The sequence below is a fragment of the Streptomyces sp. MNU76 genome, assembly GCF_020982545.1.
Lineage (GTDB): Bacteria > Actinomycetota > Actinomycetes > Streptomycetales > Streptomycetaceae > Streptomyces.
Map to the genome: position 1 here is coordinate 881,380 of NZ_JAJKLK010000019.1, position 20,097 is coordinate 901,476.

At 71.5% G+C, this 20,097-nt stretch carries 12 protein-coding genes, 2 pseudogenes and 1 riboswitch; of the genes and pseudogenes, 6 read left to right on the forward strand and 8 right to left on the reverse strand.

Annotation, left to right across the window (positions count from 1 at the left end; translation table 11 throughout):
* Positions 1 to 166: 166 nt before the first annotated feature.
* Positions 167 to 1,245 (reverse strand): annotated as a pseudogene (locus tag E4N62_RS30510) (NlpC/P60 family protein).
* A gap of 470 nt (positions 1,246 to 1,715) precedes the next feature.
* Here E4N62_RS30510 and E4N62_RS30515 point away from each other — a divergent pair.
* A complete protein-coding gene (locus E4N62_RS30515; RefSeq protein WP_230219646.1) occupies positions 1,716 to 2,069 on the forward strand; it encodes a hypothetical protein in 354 nt (117 codons plus the stop codon).
* 311 nt (positions 2,070 to 2,380) lie between these two features.
* Here E4N62_RS30515 and E4N62_RS30520 read toward each other — a convergent pair whose 3' ends face one another.
* The 3 genes from E4N62_RS30520 to E4N62_RS30530 form a co-directional block, all read right to left on the reverse strand.
* Positions 2,381 to 2,707 carry a hypothetical protein gene (locus E4N62_RS30520; RefSeq protein WP_230219647.1) on the reverse strand — a complete coding sequence of 109 codons (327 nt, stop codon included), beginning with the start codon at positions 2,705 to 2,707 and terminating at the stop codon, positions 2,381 to 2,383.
* On the reverse strand, positions 2,704 to 3,048 hold the full coding sequence (locus E4N62_RS30525; protein ID WP_230219648.1) for a hypothetical protein: 345 nt from the start codon (positions 3,046 to 3,048) through the stop codon (positions 2,704 to 2,706). Before E4N62_RS30525 ends, E4N62_RS30520 begins: the two co-directional genes overlap by 4 nt.
* A gap of 471 nt (positions 3,049 to 3,519) precedes the next feature.
* Positions 3,520 to 4,704, reverse strand: a complete 1,185-nt coding sequence (locus E4N62_RS30530; protein ID WP_230219649.1) for a C40 family peptidase — start codon at positions 4,702 to 4,704, stop codon at positions 3,520 to 3,522.
* 8 nt (positions 4,705 to 4,712) lie between these two features.
* Positions 4,713 to 4,885, reverse strand: a riboswitch (cyclic di-AMP (ydaO/yuaA leader).
* A gap of 241 nt (positions 4,886 to 5,126) precedes the next feature.
* Between E4N62_RS30530 and pcrA the strand changes: the two genes are divergently transcribed.
* Positions 5,127 to 7,679 (forward strand): DNA helicase PcrA, encoded by a 2,553-nt coding sequence (pcrA, locus tag E4N62_RS30535; RefSeq protein ID WP_230219650.1) that lies wholly within the window; start codon positions 5,127 to 5,129, stop codon positions 7,677 to 7,679.
* Between the two features lie 96 nt (positions 7,680 to 7,775).
* Here pcrA and E4N62_RS30540 read toward each other — a convergent pair whose 3' ends face one another.
* Complete coding sequence (locus tag E4N62_RS30540; protein WP_230219651.1) at positions 7,776 to 9,383, reverse strand: M23 family metallopeptidase; 1,608 nt, start codon at positions 9,381 to 9,383, stop codon at positions 7,776 to 7,778.
* A 415-nt stretch (positions 9,384 to 9,798) separates the two neighbouring features.
* The gene (locus tag E4N62_RS30545) at positions 9,799 to 10,659 is read right to left on the reverse strand and encodes a triacylglycerol lipase (RefSeq protein WP_230219652.1); all 861 of its coding nucleotides are present in this window, start codon (positions 10,657 to 10,659) and stop codon (positions 9,799 to 9,801) included.
* A 647-nt stretch (positions 10,660 to 11,306) separates the two neighbouring features.
* Between E4N62_RS30545 and E4N62_RS30550 the strand changes: the two genes are divergently transcribed.
* Positions 11,307 to 11,723 carry a cobalamin B12-binding domain-containing protein gene (locus tag E4N62_RS30550; protein WP_230219653.1) on the forward strand — a complete coding sequence of 139 codons (417 nt, stop codon included), beginning with the start codon at positions 11,307 to 11,309 and terminating at the stop codon, positions 11,721 to 11,723.
* Positions 11,724 to 11,782: 59 nt separating this feature from the next.
* Here E4N62_RS30550 and E4N62_RS30555 read toward each other — a convergent pair whose 3' ends face one another.
* Positions 11,783 to 13,513, reverse strand: coding sequence for a DUF5691 domain-containing protein (locus E4N62_RS30555; RefSeq protein ID WP_230219654.1), 1,731 nt, complete (start codon positions 13,511 to 13,513; stop codon positions 11,783 to 11,785).
* Between the two features lie 92 nt (positions 13,514 to 13,605).
* Complete coding sequence (locus tag E4N62_RS30560) at positions 13,606 to 14,982, reverse strand: SWIM zinc finger family protein (protein ID WP_230219655.1); 1,377 nt, start codon at positions 14,980 to 14,982, stop codon at positions 13,606 to 13,608.
* Positions 14,983 to 15,115: 133 nt separating this feature from the next.
* On the opposite strand from E4N62_RS30560, the gene E4N62_RS30565 reads away from it, so the two are divergent.
* The 3 genes and pseudogenes from E4N62_RS30565 (at position 15,116) to E4N62_RS30575 (ending at position 20,089) form a co-directional block, all read left to right on the forward strand.
* A complete protein-coding gene (locus E4N62_RS30565) occupies positions 15,116 to 16,282 on the forward strand; it encodes an AAA family ATPase (RefSeq protein ID WP_230219656.1) in 1,167 nt (388 codons plus the stop codon).
* 8 nt (positions 16,283 to 16,290) lie between these two features.
* Positions 16,291 to 18,773, forward strand: a pseudogene (locus E4N62_RS30570) (DUF5682 family protein).
* Between the two features lie 149 nt (positions 18,774 to 18,922).
* Positions 18,923 to 20,089, forward strand: coding sequence for a VWA domain-containing protein (locus tag E4N62_RS30575; protein ID WP_230219657.1), 1,167 nt, complete (start codon positions 18,923 to 18,925; stop codon positions 20,087 to 20,089).
* Positions 20,090 to 20,097 lie beyond the last annotated feature (8 nt).

The following is a 20,097-nucleotide window of genomic DNA, read 5'->3' on the forward strand; positions in this document are numbered from 1 at the left end:
AGCGCCACGGTGGGACGGCGAGGCAGGTCGGCCGGGGCGGGTCCGGCCGCGCCCGCCGTGTCTCCCAGCGCAGGGCACCCCACCCGCTTCCCACCCGCCACTCAGGCCCACGGCTCGGACCCAAGCCTCGGGCCCACGGCTCGGTGCCCACGGCTCAGGGCCCCGCTCAAGCCACCCGTGTCGCCCCCGCGTACGGCATCTCGTCCAGGGGGCCACGCGTACCGGGGCGGAGGGGTTGGGGGCGTGGATCATCTGGCCGTTGCCGATGTAGATGCCCACGTGGCTGATGCCGGAGTAGAAGAAGACGAGGTCACCGGGGCGGAGGTCGGAGCGGGCGACGCGGGGGCCGGCGTTGATCTGGGAGTAGGTGGTGCGGGGGAGGGAGACACCGGCGGCCCGGTAGGCGGCCAGGGTGAGGCCGGAGCAGTCGAAGGCGTTGGGCCCGGTGGCGCCCCAGACGTACGGGCTGCCGATCTTGGAGTAGGCGTAGGAGATGGCCGCGGCGGCGCGGGAGTTGGGGGCGTCGGTCGTGGCGGAGACGGGGGAGACCGGGCCGGTGAGGCCGCGCTGGGCGGTGGTGGAGGAGCGCGAGGCGTGCCCCGTGGCGCCGCTGCGGGTGTCGAAGCGTGAGCGGTCCTCGGTGGTGAGTCGGCCGAGCAGTTGACGGGCGTCGGTCAGCTTGGAGGTGACGGTTTTCTTGTGGCGTCTCAGTTCGGTCTGCCGGGTCTTGAGCGTGCCCAGTTCGACCCGGGCGGCGCCGCGCAGCCGTTCGATGTCCAGCAGTTGCTTCCGTACGCTCGCCACGTCCGCCGAGTGCCGGCTCCCGACGCGCTCGGCGAGGGCGGCGCCGTCCAGGTACTGGTCGGGATCGGCGGAGAGGGCGAGCTGCCAGGTGGGGGCGATGCCGCCGTCCCGGTACTGCGCCGCCGCCAGCGAACCGAGTTCGTCGCGGGCCGAGTTGAGCCGTTCGGTGCGGCGGGCGGCCTGGTCGCGCAGCTCCTCGAGGTTCTCCTGAGCCTTGTCGGCCTTCTCCTTCGCGCCGTTGTACTTCTCGGTGGCGACCTCGGCCTCTTGGTACAGCTTGGCCACCTTCGCCCTGACCTGCTCCGGGGTGAGCTGGGGGTCGGCGTGCCCGATGCCGTCGAAACCGGTCGCCGTCGCCGCGCCCGCGAGGGCGATCGTCGCGGCCGTGCGGGCCGTATGGCCGCCGAGCGAGCGCTGTCTGGGCTTGCGGTGCGCTGCCACGTGGAGTCCACGTCCTCTCCGTACGACCGCCGTCCGCAGTACGAACATCGTCTGTCCGTACGGACCGCCTGGGGGGAGCGGTGACGCGTCCGGCGGCGGCCCGCACAGGGGGAGCGGGACGCCGCCGGACCTTTCTCGGCGGTGGTGGCCGACTGCCGCCCCTGGCCCGGGCGGCGGTGGGGAGCCGGTCACCTGAGGGAGGACGCTAAACCTGGGTGTGATGGCTCGGTAACGCGTTGTACGGAAGTGGCGCGCACCGACCGTGAGGTGACCGTATGTGACCGGGATCCGGGCCCGGCGCCGCCGACTTCACGCTGTGCGATGACCGATGCGGCGATTTCGGACCGGGCGGGGGCGCCTCGGTGCTATGGAGCGCATATATGCAAGGTCATCTGAGGGTGCCGGTCGAGGGTTGCGGTCCGGCCGCCCCGGTGTCCGACGGGTCTCGGGCACCTCATTAGGCTCCGCGCATGGACGTACTCATCCACATCCTCGTCGCCCTCCACATCATCGGCATCGCCTCCCTCCTGGGCGGCTTCCTCACCCAGATGAAGGCGATGGGCCAGGGCGCCGCCCGCTTCGTCCCCGCCATGCTGCACGGCGCCCTCACGATGCTCGTCACCGGCGCCCTCCTCGTCGGCCTCAACCAGGCCGACGACCAGCCCGTCGACAACATCAAGATCGGCGTCAAGCTCGCGCTGCTGATCGTGATCCTCGGTCTGGTCTACGTGAAGCGCGACGAGGAGACGGTGGAGAAGCCGCTCTTCGCCCTGGTGGGCGCGCTGACCACCGCCAACGTCTTCATCGCGGTGCTCTGGACCTGAGGCGACCCGCGGCTCATGCGCCCGGAGAGCGCAAGAATGCTGTGAGTGGCCGAGAGTCACTTGTCCCGTCTCATTAGATCTTGCAGCGGCGGGGCCGTTGACCTGCGGGGTGACAGGTTGAACCGCGACTTGCTGGGGGGAGTGACGAGGCGTCGTTGAAGACCTGTGGGCGGTGCCGGTGGCGCGTCTCATGGATCATGGCGAGGGTGATGCCGCCTGAGCAGGTCCTTGTCAGGGTCGCGAGACGCTCGACCCTCGGTTTCGCACTGAAGATGACAGTTTCCTAACAAAGGCCGCAGCAGCGGACGTGCTCAGGAAGGGTGTCTCCGCTGACGATCCTGAAGCTGCCGACGGGCGGTCGACCAAACGACCTCGAACTCATCGGCCGACAACCACTGCGGGTCATGCCCCTCCCACTCAGAGATAGGCGGTTCCGCGGTCAGACCGTAGACACTCTCGTATTCAGCCAACCGACCGTCTCTTTGGGCTTCTTGCCACTCGACCAGCGAGGCAGCGGCCAAAGCCTTGCTTCCGGGCTCCTGCAACTCGACTTGGCGGATCACGTACCCATCGGTGTCCAGCTCGAAGTAGAACCAGACGGCTTCCTCGTCCCAGAAGCAGCGAAGCCAGCGCGTCACTGGTTCACCGCATCGAAGGGCTCGTCGTGCCAGCGCCAGCCGGCGGTGCCGTCGTCGTGGATGTGCAGCATGAACTCAGCGACCGGGCTGCCATCGGGAAACGTCATGGTGAGCGCACTGCGGATCTGGGTGTAGCAGGCGTCGGCCTGCTCCCAGTCCTCCTCGTCGACAGCCCGCTCCTGCTCAGCGAAGAGGGGACGGAACTCTTCAAAGCCAGGAAGTGTCTCGACTTCGGCGTGAGTCCAGGGCCAATCGGCGCCGGTCACGGTCAGCCGGACAATCTCCTGGTCGCCGTGGTGGAGCCGCCAGATACTGCCAGTGGTCAGGTTGGGGTTGGTCATATCCCCATGATGGCGATCACCACTGACAGGCAGGGCATGAGATCACGGCACCTTCTCGATCATGGGCGCGACCATCTCACGCGGCGGAAGCTGGTGGGGGGCGACGTTGAGTCGCTGTGCCGCTTCGCCTGCGTACCTCGACACCATCCCGGACCCAGGCCACCTCGGAACCGGCCGCCCGTCCCTCACCGCTCAGCGGCTTCCCCTCATCGTCCACACCAGGACGATGTCCGCTGGATTGGGACAAGCCACCTGTAATGAGACAAGAGCCACCCCAAAGCGGACACAGTCTCACTCAAACCTGTCTCGGCCCTCCCTGCGCAAGCTCAGTGCACAGATCCGTGCGACAAGCCGGGGTTCGATGCGACGGGACATCACTCTGCGGAGCGATTCTCAGCGATCTGCCGCAAACGACAAGTTGGCGACAGATCGCTGAGAATCCGACAGATCTAAAGCGGCCCTACACCCCGGTCAGGCGGGCCGCACCACGCTGTGGATCGAGGACTCGCCGTCGTAGAAGATCGACTCCTCGCGGACGTACGTGCCCGGCTTGGGGGCGTGGATCATCATGCCGTTGCCGATGTAGATGCCGACGTGGCCGATGTTGTCGTAGAAGAAGACAAGGTCGCCCGGCCTGGCGTCGGAGAGGGGGACGGTGGTGCCCGCCTCGACCTGGTCGTAGGTGGTGCGCGGGAGGTCGACGCCGGCGGCTTTCCAGGCGGCCTGGGTGAGGCCGGAGCAGTCGTAGGAGCCGGGGCCGGTGGCGCCCCAGACGTACGGCTTGCCGATCTGCGCGCGGGCGAATGCCAGGGCCTTGGTGGCCTTCGCGGCGTAGGTGGAGTCCTCGACGGGGGCGGTGGTCCCGCTGGTGCCGGGAGACGTCTCCGTGCCGGCGGCGGTCCCTCCCTGGGTCTCCTGGGTGCTCGGGGCCTCCTGGCTCGCCTGCTGCGCCGCCTGCTGACGCGCGAGTTCCTCCGCCTTGCGGTCGGCCTCCTCCTGCTCGCGCTGTTCGATCGCGGCGAGCCGGGCCTTCTCCGCGGCGGTGAGGGTGGAGAGCAGTTCGCGCGCCTCGGCGAGCTTCGCCTGGACCTTGGCCTTGCTGGTCTTGAGGGCGTTCTGCGACTCGGTGAGCTTCTCGAGGCTGTCGCTCGCGGTCCGGCGCTGCTCCGCCGCGTCGGCCTGCTCGGTGACGTACGCGTCGACGGCCTGCTTCTGACGGTCCGTCAGCCGGTCCATCAGCTGGTTCTGGTCGAAGTAGTCCTGCGGGTTGTCCGCGAGGAGCAGCGAGGCCTGGTCGGGGGCGGACGCGCCGTTGCGGTACTGGGCCGCGGCGAACGATCCCAGTTCCTCCCGTGCCTCGTTGAGCTTCTCCGTGCGCTTGGCGACGTCGTCGAGGAGGGTGTCGACCTTCTTCTTCTGCTTGGTCGTCCTCTCCTTGGCCGCGTTGTAGTTCTCGGTCGCCGACCCGGCCTGGCGGTAGAGGTCGTCGACCTTCTTCTCGACTTCCTCCAGGCTCGGCCTGTCGTCGTCGGAGGGTGCGGCGGTGGCCGTCTGGGAGAGCAGGGCCACGGAGGTGAGGGCGGCCGTGGCGAGAGCGGGGGTGCGTATGCCCGCGCGTGTCCGGCCGGTCGGACGCGGCTTGCGGTGCGGCGCCATGGTGCGGCGTCTCCTTCCGTAGTCCGCCTACCGAGTTAGCTGTCGGGTTCGGGCGCAAGCTTCGGAAGGTTTGCCCTACGACCCTTGCCGCGAGCGGCGGTCGGGTCGATTCACCCCAGAGGTCGGTGGGTCCCCGGCTCCGGCGCCGCGAGAGGCGTACCGGACTCGGCGGGGGCCGTGCGGCCCGGCGACGTTCGCCGGTTGTGTCGTACGACCCAAGGGAAGAAGTTAGCCAACTCGTGGGTCCCGTGTGAAGGTTGATGTTCGATATGCCCGATACGTTTTCGTGACCTTAGCCTCTTGCGCGCGACAGGCGGTAGGCTCGATCGCTCACCGTCGTGAGGTGAGCGCGGTGAGTGGTGGGTGTGGACTTCCCGGGGCGGCCCCTCGCTGTCAGTGGGGGCGCCTAGACTCGGAGAGCGATGAGCAGCCTCTTTGACGACAGCTTCCTGGCGGACCTCCAGGCCCCCCGCGGCCACGCGGAGGAGCCCCCGCCGCCGCCCGAGGACGATCATGTACCGGAGCCGCTTCCGGACGATCTGTTCGGCGGGAAGTTCGACGCGCCACCGGACCGGGACGAGTACTACCGAGGCGGTGCCCCCCGCCCGGCCCTCGACGCGGCGGCCCTTCTGGACGGGCTGAACGAGAACCAGCGCGCGGCCGTGGTGCACGCCGGCTCCCCTCTGCTCATCGTCGCCGGCGCGGGTTCCGGCAAGACCCGGGTGCTCACCCACCGCATCGCCCATCTGCTCGGCGAGCGGCATGTCCACCCGGGCCAGATCCTCGCGATCACCTTCACCAACAAGGCCGCCGGTGAGATGAAGGAGCGCGTCGAGCAGCTCGTCGGCCCGCGCGCGCACGCGATGTGGGTCATGACCTTCCACAGCGCGTGCGTCCGGATCCTGCGGCGCGAGTCGAAGAAGCTCGGCTTCACGTCCTCCTTCTCGATCTACGACGCCGCCGACAGCAAGCGGCTGATGGCGCTCGTCTGCCGTGATCTGGACCTCGATCCGAAGCGCTTCCCGCCGAAGTCCTTCAGCGCCAAGATCTCGAACCTGAAGAACGAGCTGATCGACGAGGAGGACTTCGCCGCCCAGGCCGGTGGGGGCACCTCCCGCTCGAGCGGAGCCGAGAGTGGGGGAGGCTTCGAGAAGACCCTCGCCCAGGCCTACGCGCTCTACCAGTCCCGCCTCCGCGAGGCGAACGCGCTCGACTTCGACGACCTGATCATGACGACGGTCAATCTGCTGCGCGCCTTCCCGGACGTCGCCGAGCACTACCGCCGTCGCTTCCGCCATGTCCTCGTCGACGAGTACCAGGACACCAACCACGCCCAGTACGCCCTGGTCAGAGAGCTGGTCGGCACCTCCGAGCACCCGGTGGACGTGCCACCGGCCGAGTGGGACGTGCCGCCGGCGGAGCTCTGCGTCGTGGGTGACGCGGACCAGTCGATCTACGCCTTCCGCGGCGCGACCATCCGTAACATCCTCCAGTTCGAGGAGGACTACCCGGACGCGACGACGATCCTGCTGGAGCAGAACTACCGCTCCACGCAGACGATCCTCTCCGCGGCCAACGCGGTCATCGAGCGCAACGAGTCCCGCCGCCCGAAGAACCTGTGGACCAATGCGGGCGCCGGTGCGCAGATCACCGGCTATGTCGCCGACACCGAGCACGACGAGGCCCAGTTCGTCGCCGACGAGATAGACCGACTGACGGACGCGGGCGACGCGAAGGCCGGTGACGTCGCCGTCTTCTACCGGACGAACGCCCAGTCCCGTGTCTTCGAAGAGGTGTTCATCCGCGTCGGCCTGCCCTACAAGGTCGTCGGCGGCGTGCGTTTCTACGAGCGCAAGGAGGTCCGGGACGTCCTCGCGTATCTGCGTGTCCTCGCCAACCCCGAGGACTCCGTCCCCCTGCGCCGCATCCTCAACGTGCCCAAGCGCGGCATCGGCGACCGTGCCGAGGCGATGATCGACGCCCTCTCCCAGCGCGAGAAGATCAGCTTCCCGCAGGCCCTGAAGCGCGTGGACGAGGCGTACGGCATGGCGGCCCGGTCGACCAACGCGGTCAAGCGGTTCAACACGCTGATGGAGGACCTGCGGACCGTCGTCGAGTCCGGCGCCGGACCGGCGACCGTCCTGGAAGCCGTCCTCGAACGCACGGGCTATCTGGCCGAGTTGCAGGCATCCACCGACCCGCAGGACGAGACCCGGATCGAGAACCTCCAGGAACTCGCCGCGGTCGCCCTGGAGTTCGAGCAGGAGGCCGGTGTCGCGGAGGGCGAGACCGAGGGCGGTGCGGCGGGTACGACCTCCGCCGGGCTCGCCGACTTCCTGGAGCGGGTGGCGCTGGTCGCCGACTCCGACCAGATCCCCGACGAGGAGGAGGACGGCTCGGGCGTCATCACGCTCATGACCCTCCACACCGCCAAGGGCCTGGAGTTCCCGGTGGTCTTCCTCACCGGCATGGAGGACGGCGTCTTCCCGCACATGCGCGCCCTCGGCCAGACCAAGGAACTGGAGGAGGAGCGCCGCCTCGCGTACGTCGGCATCACCCGCGCACGTGAACGGCTCTACCTCACCCGGTCGACGCTGCGCAGCGCCTGGGGACAGCCCTCGTACAACCCGCCGTCCCGGTTCCTGGAGGAGATCCCGGCCACCCATCTGGAGTGGAAGCGCACGGGTGCCTCCGCGCCGGTGTCCTCGGGTCCGGCCGCCGGTATCGCGGCGTCGCTGTCGTCCTCCCGCTCCCGTTCCTCGGCCCGTGGCGCGTCCGGCTTCGCGACCCGCCGCGGCGACGAGAAGCCGGTGGTCTCCCTCGCCGTGGGCGACCGTGTCACGCACGACCAGTTCGGCCTCGGCACGGTCGTCGGCGTCGGGGGCTCGGGAGCGAACGCGGAGGCGACGATCGACTTCGGCGACACCAAGCCGAAGCGGCTGCTGCTGCGGTACGCGCCGGTGGAGAAGCTGTAGCGGACGCGCCCCGCGCCGTGCTCAACGAGAAGGGCCCCTGCTCAGCAGGGCCCTTCTCGTCTTGTCCGTGCGCGCCAGGCGGGTGCCGGCTGACTGTTACGTCGGGTCCAGCCCGTGGCTGCGCAGCCACGACAGCGGGTCGATGGCGGAGCCGCCCGCCGGGTGGACCTCGAAGTGCAGGTGCGGCCCGGTCGAGTTGCCCGAGTTGCCCGAGTAGGCGATGGTGTCGCCGGCCTTGACGGTCGTACCGGAGGCGACCTTGTACGTGGAGAGGTGGCAGTACCAGGTCTCGGTGCCGTCCTTGGCGGTCACGATGACCATGTTGCCGTAGGCGCTGTTCCACTGGGTGCGCACGGTGCCGTCGGTCGCGGCCATCACCGGGGTGCCGTACGAGACGGGGAAGTCTATGCCGGTGTGCAGGGACATCCAGTTGACGCCGGACTGCCCGTAGTACGCGCTGAGTCCGCGCTCGGCGACGGGGAGCGCGAACTTCGGCCGCAGGCGCTCCTTGCGGGCCGCCTCCGCGGCGGCCTTCTTCTGCTCCAGCACCTGCTGGGCCTTGAGGTCGATGCGCTCCTGCGTCCGGCTGGCCCGGTCGGCGAAGTCGTCGGCCTCGGCGGAGAGGCTCTCCAGCTGGGTGTCGAGCTGGTTGTTGGCGGTGGACGGCTTCACGGCGGTGGCGTCCGACTTGACCGACGCCGACGTCTCCGTGTCGTCCGATGTGGCGCCGACCGAGGCCGCCGCGATCCCCGCGACTCCCATGACACAGGCCGACGGAACGGCCACGGTCAGCAGGGCGGAACGTTTGGGCGGAGCCTTCCGGCGCGACCGTGAGGCCGCGCGGGTGGCCGCCCGGCCGGGGCCCGCGCTCCTGGTGGCCGCGGCGGTGATCTCTTCCTCGCCGTCGAGGAGCACCGCGCGGTCCGCGCCGTCGGTCTCGAACTCGCTGTCCGCCGAGGGGTGTTCGTCCTGGTCGTACGGGGCGATCTGCTCGAAGGTGGCGGTCGCCTGCTGGTGGAAGTCCGTGCCCTCGGCCGACAGGTCCACCACGACGGTCTGCGGGTGGTCGTGCGCGTCGTACGACTCGGGGGCGCCGGCGGAGTGTTCGTAGGACTCGGCCGCGCCGCCACCGTGCTCGTCGCCGACGGGTGTGCCGTCGCTGTTCCACTGGGTGGCGTCGAAGGCGCCCGTGTCGAAGTGCTGGGTGCCGGTCCACTGCTGGGTCTGGCCGCCCTGCCCCAACTGGTCCGCGTCGTCGGACTGTTCGGTCTGCAGCCAGCCGTTCGCGTCCCACTGGCCGCTCGCGTCGGGGCCCGTCGGCTGCGTCGGGACCTGGGAGAGGTGTTCGTAACCGGACGACCAGGACGTCGTGTCGTAACTGCCCGTGTCGTACGCGGCCTGGTGCTGCGCGGCGTACGGGTCGTAGTTCAGCGTCTGGTGGCCGCCGGTCGACCACTGGGTGGCGTCGTAGGAGCCGGTGCCGCTGTCGTTGCCCGGCATGTCGCCGAAGAGGGGGTCGACCGCGAAGGTGCCCGTCGCGTTCGCGTGGGAGCCGGGTTCAACACCGGTAGCGGGGTAATCGCCGTACGTGGTGAAGTCGCCGTAGCCGGCTTCCTGGTGGCCGTACGACGCGTAGTGCGCCGGTTCGGCTTCAGGAGCCGGAGCCGGGGGTGTTGCGGTCCCCGACGGGTGACGATCGTTCACCAACTTCTCTTTCGCCTCGACGACAGGGGCTGGCAGAGCAGTGCGGTGACTGTACCCGGCGGTATGCGGGCGCGACAATCTTCAACGGGTTTCACGCGCGCAGGAAACGGGCATTCGAGCGTCTTTCGGCGGTCTGTGGGCACGACTTTGGCCTGGCGTTCGAAGGTTGTTCGATGGTCGACCACTGTGTGCGGCATGCGGGACGCCCGTGAGAACCGGGGCGAGACGTTCCTCCGGGTGGCCGCGGGTTCGGCATGGGGCGCGTAGTTGCCGTGGGGAGGGGTGTCGAGAGTCGGGCGCGTGATGGGGGCGCGTGGGCGTGCGCCACGTTTACAACCTTACGTCCGCGTTTGGTCGCCCTGTGGTGAGCGTCACTGGTCCTGTCGCCGGGTTCTCGTCCGCTGGTCGGCGTGGCTCATGCCACCGTCAGGTCGCCGGGGTGGGCGGTGGCGCGGGCGCCCGTCCGTGAGGTGTCGAGGGCCTCTCGGATCCCGTTGGCGACGGCCGGGTGCACGGGCAGGGCGAGATGACCGATCCCGGTGACCCTGATGTTCTGCGCCATCAGGTCCGGATGGTCGACGCAGGCGCTCTCCACTGGTGCCATCACATGGTCGAAATCGCTCCAGAACGCCACGAAGTGGGTGCGGCAGTCCGGTGCCGGTGCCCGCAGTTCCTCCAGCACGTCCGAACCCGGCCGCATCTGCCGGACGATCGGATGGGCGTCCGCCAGCGGCACCGCCCGGGTGCCGCCGTGCGGGGTCCCGAGCGTGACGAGCGTACGGACACGGTGGTCACCGCCGAGGCGCTGCACGTAGTACCGGGCTATCAGTCCACCCAGGCTGTGGCCGACGATGTCCACCCGCTCCTGGCCCGTGCGCTGGCAGATCTCCTCTATGCGCCGGCCGAACAACTCGGCGGCGGCGCGGATGTCGCAGGTGAGGGGTGAGTAGTTGAGCGATTCGAGATGCCGGGCGCCGGCCCCCGCGAGGGAGCGGCGCAGCAGGACGAAGACCGAGCGGTTGTCGATGAAGCCGTGCAGCAGGACGACCGGGGGCTTCTCCTCCGTGGGGAGCCGGGGCGCGTCGGACGGGGGGAGCGTGGGCGTGGCCCGCCGCTCCTGCGTCATCCCGGACGGATAGAGCAGCAGATGTCCCGCGAGGATCGCCAACTCCAGGGCGGTCGCCTTGAGAAGGGCCACGGACAGACCGGTCAGCCGGGTCGGCAGGAAGCGCTCACAGAGCGGAACAAGGGGCGCGACCGCCCTGGTGACCTTCATGCCCGACCTCCCGTCGCACACGGGCGGACGGCTCTGTCCCCCGTGTGCCTAGTGGAGAGACCGGCGGTGCGAGCGGCGGACGGCGGGTGCGATGCGACGTGACGCGGTGCGTGTGGAGCGCGTGCGTGACGTGCGGTGCGTGTGCGACGTGTGAGGCGCCGACCACGCGACGAGGGGTCCTGCTCTTCCTGACTCCCCGCTGCCCTGCCCTCTGTCGTCCGCCGGTGCCGATCCGTCCTTTGCCCTGGCCTCCCGCGGGCGGTGGGTCGGTACGGCCCCTTCCGGCGACTCTCCTTGCGCACGCCTCCCCGTGGCGCGCACGCCACGGGAGCCTCCGGCCGGCGGCCCGGAAACGGTCCGGATGCCGCGATCACCTCCGTGATCACCTCGGTCCCCGCGACGCGTGAGCCGCGGAATCCGGGAGCAGTGCGCGGCGAACGTGTCCCACCGTGTGATTTCCCCCTCGCTCTCCACCGCGAAACTGCCGGTTGCGGGATCCTGGAGATAACGTTCGTTCACTTCCCCGGTGGGCGGTGCGGGTAGGTGTTTCATGGACCTGAGGCCGTGATGTGCGCGGTTCGCCTGGTTCGTGCGGCGCTCTCGGCCGCTTGGTCATGGGTTGGTGCAGTCGTTTCATGGAGGCAGTGATGGGTGTGGCAGCCGGTCCGATCCGCGTGGTGGTGGCCAAGCCGGGACTCGACGGCCACGATCGCGGGGCCAAGGTGATCGCGCGGGCGCTGCGGGACGCCGGTATGGAGGTCATCTACACCGGCCTCCACCAGACTCCCGAGCAGATCGTCGACACCGCGATCCAGGAGGACGCCGACGCGATCGGCCTCTCCATCCTCTCCGGTGCCCACAACACGCTCTTCGCGGCCGTCATCGAACTCCTCAAGGAGCGTGACGCCGAGGACATCCTCGTCTTCGGCGGCGGCATCATCCCCGAGGCGGACATCGCGCCGCTCAAGGACAAGGGAGTGGCCGAGATCTTCACGCCGGGGGCGACGACGGCGTCGATCGTGGAGTGGGTACGGGCGAACGTGCGGCAGCCTGCGGGGGCTTGAACGGGTGTGGGGCGGCCGGGGGTGCGTTGTCGGGTGCGGCCTCGGCGGGGTCTGGGCTTTCAGGGGCGCGGGAACTGCGCGATCAGCCCCCACTCACCCGCACCCGACAACGCACCCCTCACACCCCCAACCTCATGAACCCCCGGCGGTGCCAGCTCCGATCTCATCGTCGCCCGTAGGCGCAACGTCGTCGTCAGTCGCTGGAACGCCTCCGCCCAGTACCCCCCTGCCCCCGGAGCCGCGTCCTCCGCGTCCTCCGGCGTGGCCGTCAGCGGTTCGAGACGCACCGTTTCCGCGGGGTCCAGGCACCGCTCGGCCAGCCCCATCACACCACTGAAGCTCCAGGGATAACTCCCCGCGTCCCGCGCGATGTTGAGCGCGTCCACCACGGCCCGCCCCAGCGGCGGCGCCCACGGCACCGCGCACACCCCGAGCAGCTGGAACGCCTCCGACAAGCCGTGCGTGGCGATGAACCCCGCCACCCACTCGGCCCGCTCCCCGCCCTCCAAGGTCGCCAGCAGCTTCGCCCGCTCGGCCAGCGACACCGCGCCCGGCCCGCCGGCCTCCGGCGCGGACGGCGCCCCCAGCAACGCCCGCGCCCACCCGGGATCCCGCTGCCGCACAGCCGCCCGGCACCACGCCCCGTGCAACTCGCCCTGCCAGTCGTCCGCGACCGGCAACGCCACGATCTCCTCCGGCGTACGCCCCCCGAACCGCCGCGACCAGGCCCCGAGCGGCGCTGCCTCCACCAACTGGCCCAGCCACCAAGACCGTTCCCCCCGGCCGGCCGGTGCCTTGGGCAGCACACCGTCGCGCTCCATGCCCGGGTCGCACTCGTGCGGGGCCTCGACCACGATCGTGGGTGCCCCGGAAGCCGCCGACGCGCTGCCGGTGTGGTCGACGGCCACACACGCGGTCGCCCGCTGCGCCATCCGCCGCGCGAGCGCCGAGTCCGGCAGCGCGGACAGCAACTCCGCCGCCGTGGCACGGACGTTCCGGCTGCGGTCGGCCAACGCGGCCTCCAGGAAGGGCTCGTCCGCCGCCCCCAGCCCCGTACGGAGCGTGTCGAGGAACATGAGCCGGTCCTCGGCCCGCTCCGTCGCCCACGTGGACGACAGCACCTCACGGGCCGAGGCGGCGTCCCGAACCCGTATCGCCGTGAGCAGGGCGACGCGCTCCGCGAACAGGCCCTCCTGCCAGAGCTGCCGGACCCGCTCGGGCGCGTCCGAGCCGGGGAGCGCCGCGCCACCACCGGGCGCCGCACGCAGCGCGAAGCGCCAGTCCCGGTTGAGCCGGGCCAGCCACAGCGCCCGCGCGCCCGCGAAGGCGAGCACGGCGGGACGCAGATCCGTACGGCCGCGGGCCGCGTCCAGCAGGGCGGGCAGGGCCTCCGGAGGTGCCGCGTAACCGTAGGCGTTGGCCAGTGCCAGCCACTGGGGGAGGAGTTCCATCAGGTCGGGTGCCGCGCCCCGGCGTCCCCCGCCGGTGCCGGGCCGGTCGGTGAGCAGCGTCGTCAGCCGCCTCGTCGCGGCCGGTGGCAGGGGCGGACGCGAGTCCGGTGCCGCCGGTCCGGGTCGCGCCGCCGCCCGTACCGGCCGTATCCCCGCCCTGCGCCGGACGGTCGCCACGGCCGCCGCGTCCAGCAGCGCGACCGGCGCGTCCCGGCCCGGCACCGCCCCCGGCGGCGTACGCCGATCCGTCCCGAGCAAGGCGGTGGTGACCAGCTCCTCCCAGGCGGGCACTGGCGTGGTCGGCGTGGAGGAGGGAGCGTCGCCTGTGGTGCCGCTCATGTGGGGTCCTTCCGTGCGCTGACGGTTGGGTGAAGCAGATGGGCTGCGGCGGGGCCGAGGAAGAGGTGAGGCGGCCCGTCCGCCGGCTCGACTCAACACAGGGCCACCGCCTGCCCGGTGGATCCCTGGGCGTCCTCTCGCTCGGCTGCCCAGGCCGTCAGTGGTGTGAAGCCGAGGTGCCCGCACTCGCCGAACACGGTGACGGGTGCCCCGCCGGAGAGGGCTATGAGGCGCCAGAGGCCGGGGCGGGAGCGGGCCGAGGAGGTGAGAGGAAGGGCGAGATCGCTGTCGGCGTCGATGAGTTGCCAGGAGTCGCCGTCCGGGGCGGGTATGACGCGGGTGAGCGTGACCGGGTACGCGTCGAGCCAGGGGTCGTCCTGGAGGGCCGCGCCGTACCGCGCGGCCGCCTCGGACGGGGTGATGCCCGGCGGGCGTACGGACGAGGGCTCGGGCGCGGTGAAGCGCTCGCCCAGCGCCGCGCGCAGCTGTCCCGCGCCCGGGTACGCCGCGACCTCCGCCTCGAAGGCCAGCCCCACGGGGAGCGACAACTCGGGGGCGCGGCCCGCGGCTCCGTAGGAGAGGAGCAGTGCCGTACGGCCCGACCCGGTGCCGTACAGCCAGATGCGGCGGGTGGTGAGGCGGGAGTCGGAGGTGTCGTACTGGGCGAGAGTGAGCCACTGGTCGCGGACCGGTGGGCCGTCCGGGGAGCCGGACAGGCCGATCCGCGAGCGGACCGTGGCCGCGAGGCCCTCCGGGAGGTGGTCGCGGCGCAGCCAGCCCTGGTCCAGCAGATGGAGGAGGGCGCACTCCTCCAGGAGGCGGACGGGCCAGCCGGGCCCCGAGCCCGGTATCGCGCCCAACTCCCGCACCCGTGAGGCCAGTCCGGGTGCCTGGGCGTCGACCATGCGGGCCGCCGTCTCCTCCCAGAGCGCGTATCCCGCCTGTTCCGCGGCGGCCAGGCCGCCGCGGAACAGGTCGGTCAGGCGCTGTTCGAGCTCCGCCGCGCCCGCGGTGATCCGGTCGGCGCGCCGCTCGGCCCGGCGACGCGCCGCCTCGGGGTCAGCGGACGTGGCCCCAGATGCCGCGTCCGTCCTCGTCGTCCTCTCCGCTGCGCGCGTGCGGCGGCCGGCAAGCCACTGCTGCGCCCAGTCCGGTGCCTGCCCAGGAGGCACCGCGGTGTCGTCGCCCGCCCAGAGCAGGAGCAGCCCCAGCGCATGCTTGCACGGGAACTTCCTGCTCGGACAACTGCACTTGTAGGCGGGCCCGGTGGAGTCCGCGACGTCGATCACTGTTTGATACGGCTTGCTGCCACTGCCTTTGCATAGTCCCCACACCGTCCCCTCGTCCGAAGTACCCGCCGACGACCAAGGTCCGGCCACGGCGAGTTTGCTTCCGGCTTTGCGCGACGCTGCGTCAGGTGCCAATGCCAGCACCTGCTCAGCCGTCCAGCGCACCCCCTGCTGAGTCATGTTCTGAAGGTAGATCCCACCACTGACAATTGGCTTGCGCGATCCAATTTCCCCAGGTCAGACTGGATTGTCAGTGGCGTGGTGCAGTGTGGTCAGCAGATCCGAACCGGCCGAGCTGGAGGGGGACTCAGCCATGCCTGCGTCTGCTGGAACGACCACTGTCGACCCGAGCCACAACCAGTCCGCGCCCGCGAACACACACCCGGGCGCCCGTCCGGACGGCGAGGTGCTGCGGGCGCACGCCGAGCACGCCTTCGCCGATGAACTCGCCGCGCTGGCCGCCCAGGACGACCGGCCCCGGCCGGCCCGGTGGAAGCTCTCGCCGTGGTCGGTCGCCACCTATCTGCTCGGCGGGACACTGCCGGACGGCACGGTCGTCACACCGAAGTACGTCGGACCGCGCCGCATCGTCGAGGTGGCCGTCACCACGCTCGCCACCGACCGCGCGCTGCTCCTGCTGGGCGTGCCCGGCACGGCCAAGACCTGGGTGTCCGAACACCTGGCGGCGGCCGTCAGCGGCGACTCCACGCTGCTCGTGCAGGGCACGGCGGGCACCCCGGAGGAGGCGATCCGCTACGGCTGGAACTACGCGCGGCTGCTCGCCCACGGGCCGAGCCGTGACGCCCTCGTGCCCAGCCCTGTCATGCGGGCCATGGCGGAGGGCATGACGGCACGCGTCGAGGAGCTGACCCGGATCCCGGCCGACGTCCAGGACACGCTGATCACCGTCCTGTCCGAGAAGACTTTGCCGATACCGGAGTTGGGGCAGGAGGTGCAGGCCGTCCGCGGCTTCAACCTCATCGCCACGGCCAACGACCGCGACCGGGGCGTGAACGACCTGTCGAGCGCCCTGCGCCGCCGCTTCAACACCGTGGTGCTGCCGCTGCCGGAGAGCGCTGACGCCGAGGTCGACATCGTCTCGCGCCGTGTCGACCAGATCGGCCGGTCCCTCGACCTGCCGGCCGTGCCCGACGGCGTCGACGAGATCCGCCGAGTCGTCACGGTCTTCCGGGAACTGCGCGACGGCGTCACCACCGACGGCCGGACGAAGCTGAAGTCGCCCAGCGGCACGCTGTCCACCGCCGAGGCGATCTCCGTCGTCACCAACGGGCTCGCCCTCGCCGCGCACTTCGGCGACGGCGTCCTGCGCCCCTCCGACGTCGCCGCCGGCATTCTCGGCGCCGTCGTCCGCGACCCCGCCGCGGACCGTGTCATCTGGCAGGAGTACCTGGAGGCCGTCGTCCGCGAACGCGACGGCTGGACCGACTTCTACCGCGCCTGCCGGGAGGTGAGCGCGTGAGCGAGCGGGTGGAGGGAGCGCCGCCGGGCGGCGGCGCCGTCCGGGCCGACGGGGCGGGCGACGGGCCCTTGTTGTTGGGGGTGCGGCATCACGGGCCGGGGTCGGCCCGGGCGGTGCGGGCCGCTCTGGACGCGGCCCGGCCCCGGGTGGTGCTCATCGAGGGGCCACCGGAGGCGGACGAGCTGATTCCGCTGGCGGCCGACGAGGGTATGCGGCCCCCGGTCGCCCTCCTCGCCCACGCGGTCGACGAACCCGGCCGGTCCTCCTTCTGGCCCTTCGCCGAGTTCTCCCCGGAGTGGGTGGCCATCCGCTGGGCCCTCGCCCACGGTGTCCCCGCCCGCTTCATCGACCTGCCGGCCGCACACTCCCTGGCCCGGGGGCACGAGGAGGACGCCGACGCCGAGCCGGAGGGGTCGGCCCCGTCGCCGGAGGAGGAGCCGCTGCGGGGCGACCCGCTCGCCGCGCTCGCCGAAGCCGCCGGGTACGACGACGCCGAGCGGTGGTGGGAGGACGTGGTCGAGCACCGGGGACGGGCGGGGACGCCTTCGCGCCGTTCACCGTGCTGGAGGAGGCCATGGGGGCGCTCCGGGAGACGTACGGCACCGGGGGCCGCGACCGGGACCTGGTGCGCGAGGCGCACATGCGGTTGCGGATCCGGGCCGCGCAGAAGGAGTACGGGGACGCCGGAGTGGCCGTCGTGTGCGGGGCCTGGCATGTGCCCGCCCTGCGGCAGAAGCGGACCGTGGCCGCCGACCGGGCCTTGCTGAAGGGGCTGCCCAAGGTCAAGGCCGACATGACCTGGGTGCCGTGGACGAACCGGCGGCTGGCCCGGGCCGGCGGTTACGGCGCGGGCATCGACTCGCCGGGCTGGTACGGGCACCTGTTCGGCGCGCCCGACCGTCCCGTGGAGCGCTGGCTCACCAAGGTGGCCGGGCTGCTGCGCGCGGAGGACCGGATCGTCTCCTCCGCGCACGTCATCGAGGCGGTACGGCTCGCCGAGACGCTCGCCGCGATGCGCGGCCGCCCGCTGCCCGGCCTCACCGAGACCACCGACGCCGTACGGGCGGTGATGTGCGACGGCTCGGACGTACCGCTGTCGCTGGTGCGGGACCGGCTGGTGGTCGGGGACGCCCTGGGGGAGGTGCCGGAGTCCGCGCCGGCGGTGCCGTTGCAGCGGGACCTCACCCGGCTCCAGCGGCGGCTGCGGCTCAAGCCGGAGGCCCTGGAACGGGAGTTGGAGCTCGACCTGCGGAAGGAGAACGACGCGGAGCGCAGCCGGCTGCTGCACCGACTGCGGCTGCTCGGCGTCGCCTGGGGCGAACCGACCACCTCACGCGGCAGCACGGGCACCTTCCGGGAGACCTGGCGGCTGCGCTGGGAGCCCGAGCTGTCCGTACGCGTGGCCGAGGCCGGGGTCTGGGGGACCACCGTGCTCGCGGCGACGACCGCCAAGGCCGAGGCGGACGCCGTCACGGCCGGCTCCCTCGCCGACATCACCGGCCTCGCCGAGCACTGCCTCCTCGCCGAACTCCCGGACGCCCTGCCCGTGGTGATGCGTGTCCTCGCCGACCGCGCGGCCCTCGACGCCGACGTCGCCCACCTCGCCCAGGCGCTCCCGGCCCTCGTGCGCTCCCTGCGCTACGGCGACGTCCGCGCCACCGACACCCGGGCCCTGGCCGAGGTCGCCGCGGGCCTCGCGGAGCGCGTCTTCGTCGGACTGCCGCCCGCGTGCGCCGCGCTCGACACGGAGGCGGCCCAGGAGATGCGCCGCCATGTCGACGCCGTGCACGGGGCGGTGGGGCTGCTGGGCGACGCAGTGCCGGGGAAGCGGGCGCCAGGGGACGGCGGCCTGCGGCCCCGCTGGCACTCGGTGCTCCACGTCCTCGCGGGGCGGGACACGGTGCCCGGCGTCATACGGGGGCGCGCCGTACGACTCCTTTTGGACGACGGGGAGTTGGCGCAGGACGAGGCCGCCCGGCTCATGGGGCTCGTGCTCTCGCCGGGCACGCCACCGGCCGACGCGGCGGCCTGGATCGAGGGCTTCGTCGGCGGAGGCTCCGGCGGCGGGATGCTGCTGGTCCACGACGAACGGCTCCTGGGCCTGGTGGACGCCTGGCTCACCGGAGTTCCGGGGGACGCGTTCACGGACGTACTGCCGTTGCTGCGCCGGACGTTCTCGGCGTACGAGCCGGGGGTGCGCCGCACCCTCGGCGAGCTGGTCCGCCGCGGGCCGGGCCGGCCGACGAGCGCGGCGGCCGTCGGTGGCGGCATACCGGGTTTCGCCGACGAACTCGACGGTGACCGCGCGGACGCGGTGCTGCCGGTGGTGCGGCTGCTGCTGGGCCTGGACGACGCCCACGAGGGCGCTCAGGGCGCTCACGGAGACCGGGAGAACGCCGAGCAGAAGAAGACCGAGCAGGAGCAGGCCGAGCAGGAGAAGACGGATCACGAGAAGGCCGGCGACAACGGCCTTGTGGGGGTGGCGGGATGACGAGTGACGGACTGCGTGAGCCGAGGCGGGCCGCCACGGCGGGGGCGGCAGGGACGGGCAGGGACACGGACACGGGCCGCGCTCGGGCGACCGTCCGACCACGGTCACGGTGATGCCTCTCTGGGCCCGGTTCCGTGCGGGGTGGACCGATGACGGCAGGGGCCGGGGCGGATGTGACGGCCGAGCGGTTGCGGCGGTGGCGGCTGGTGCTGGGCGGGGAGTCGGCGGACGGTACCGGGTGCGCGCTCGGTGGGCGGGACGCGGCGATGGACCAGGCGTTGACCGCCCTGTACGGGAAGGGCGACAAGCCGGGGACGGGGCGGGACCGTTCGGCGGGACTCGGGGCGTCGGCGCCGTCCGTGGCCCGGTGGCTGGGGGACATCCGGACGTACTTCCCCTCCTCCGTCGTCCAGGTGATGCAGCGGGACGCCATCGACCGCCTAGGACTGTCCGCGCTGCTGCTGGAGCCGGAGATGCTGGAGGCGGTCGAGGCCGACGTCCACCTCGTCGGCACCCTGCTCTCCCTCAACAAGGCCATGCCGGAGACGACGAAGGAGACCGCGCGGGCCGTCGTGCGCAAGGTCGTCGAGGACCTGGAGAAGCGGCTCGCGACGCGCACCCGGGCCACCCTCACCGGCGCCCTCGACCGCAGCGCGCGCGTCAACCGGCCCCGCCACCACGACATCGACTGGAACCGCACGATCGCGGCCAACCTCAAGAACTACCTGCCGGAGTACCGGACCGTCGTGCCCGAGCGGCTCATCGGGTACGGACGGGCCTCGCAGTCGGTGAAGAAGGAGGTCGTCCTCTGCATCGACCAGTCGGGGTCCATGGCGGCGTCCGTCGTCTACGCCTCCGTGTTCGGGGCGGTGCTGGCGTCCATGCGGTCCGTCAGCACCCGGCTCGTCGTCTTCGACACGGCGGTCGTCGACCTCACCGACCAGCTCGACGACCCGGTCGACGTCCTCTTCGGCACCCAACTCGGCGGCGGCACGGACATCAACCGGGCCCTGGCGTACTGCCAGTCGCAGATCACCCGTCCCGCGGACACCGTGGTCGTGCTGATCAGCGACCTCTACGAGGGCGGCATACGCGACGAGATGCTGAAGCGGGTGGCGGCGATGAAGGCGTCGGGGGTGCAGTTCGTGACCCTGCTCGCCCTCTCCGACGAGGGAACGCCGGCGTACGACCGCGAGCACGCGGCGGCCCTGGCGGCGCTCGGCGCACCGGCGTTCGCCTGCACGCCCGACCTCTTTCCGGAGGTGATGGCGGCGGCGATCGAGAAGCGGCCGTTGCAGATACCGGACAGCGAGTGAAGGCGGGC

Excerpts from the sequence above, each read along its gene's own strand:
- E4N62_RS30515 (WP_230219646.1), top strand. The coding sequence starts at position 1,716 with ATGGACGTACTCATCCACATCCTCGTCGCCCTCCACATCATCGGCATC.
- E4N62_RS30525 (WP_230219648.1), bottom strand. The coding sequence starts at position 3,048 with ATGACCAACCCCAACCTGACCACTGGCAGTATCTGGCGGCTCCACCAC.
- E4N62_RS30530 (WP_230219649.1), bottom strand. The coding sequence starts at position 4,704 with ATGGCGCCGCACCGCAAGCCGCGTCCGACCGGCCGGACACGCGCGGGC.
- pcrA (WP_230219650.1), top strand. The coding sequence starts at position 5,127 with ATGAGCAGCCTCTTTGACGACAGCTTCCTGGCGGACCTCCAGGCCCCC.
- E4N62_RS30545 (WP_230219652.1), bottom strand. The coding sequence starts at position 10,659 with ATGAAGGTCACCAGGGCGGTCGCGCCCCTTGTTCCGCTCTGTGAGCGC.
- E4N62_RS30550 (WP_230219653.1), top strand. The coding sequence starts at position 11,307 with ATGGGTGTGGCAGCCGGTCCGATCCGCGTGGTGGTGGCCAAGCCGGGA.
- E4N62_RS30555 (WP_230219654.1), bottom strand. The coding sequence starts at position 13,513 with ATGAGCGGCACCACAGGCGACGCTCCCTCCTCCACGCCGACCACGCCA.
- E4N62_RS30560 (WP_230219655.1), bottom strand. The coding sequence starts at position 14,982 with ATGACTCAGCAGGGGGTGCGCTGGACGGCTGAGCAGGTGCTGGCATTG.
- E4N62_RS30565 (WP_230219656.1), top strand. The coding sequence starts at position 15,116 with ATGCCTGCGTCTGCTGGAACGACCACTGTCGACCCGAGCCACAACCAG.
- E4N62_RS30575 (WP_230219657.1), top strand. The coding sequence starts at position 18,923 with ATGACGGCAGGGGCCGGGGCGGATGTGACGGCCGAGCGGTTGCGGCGG.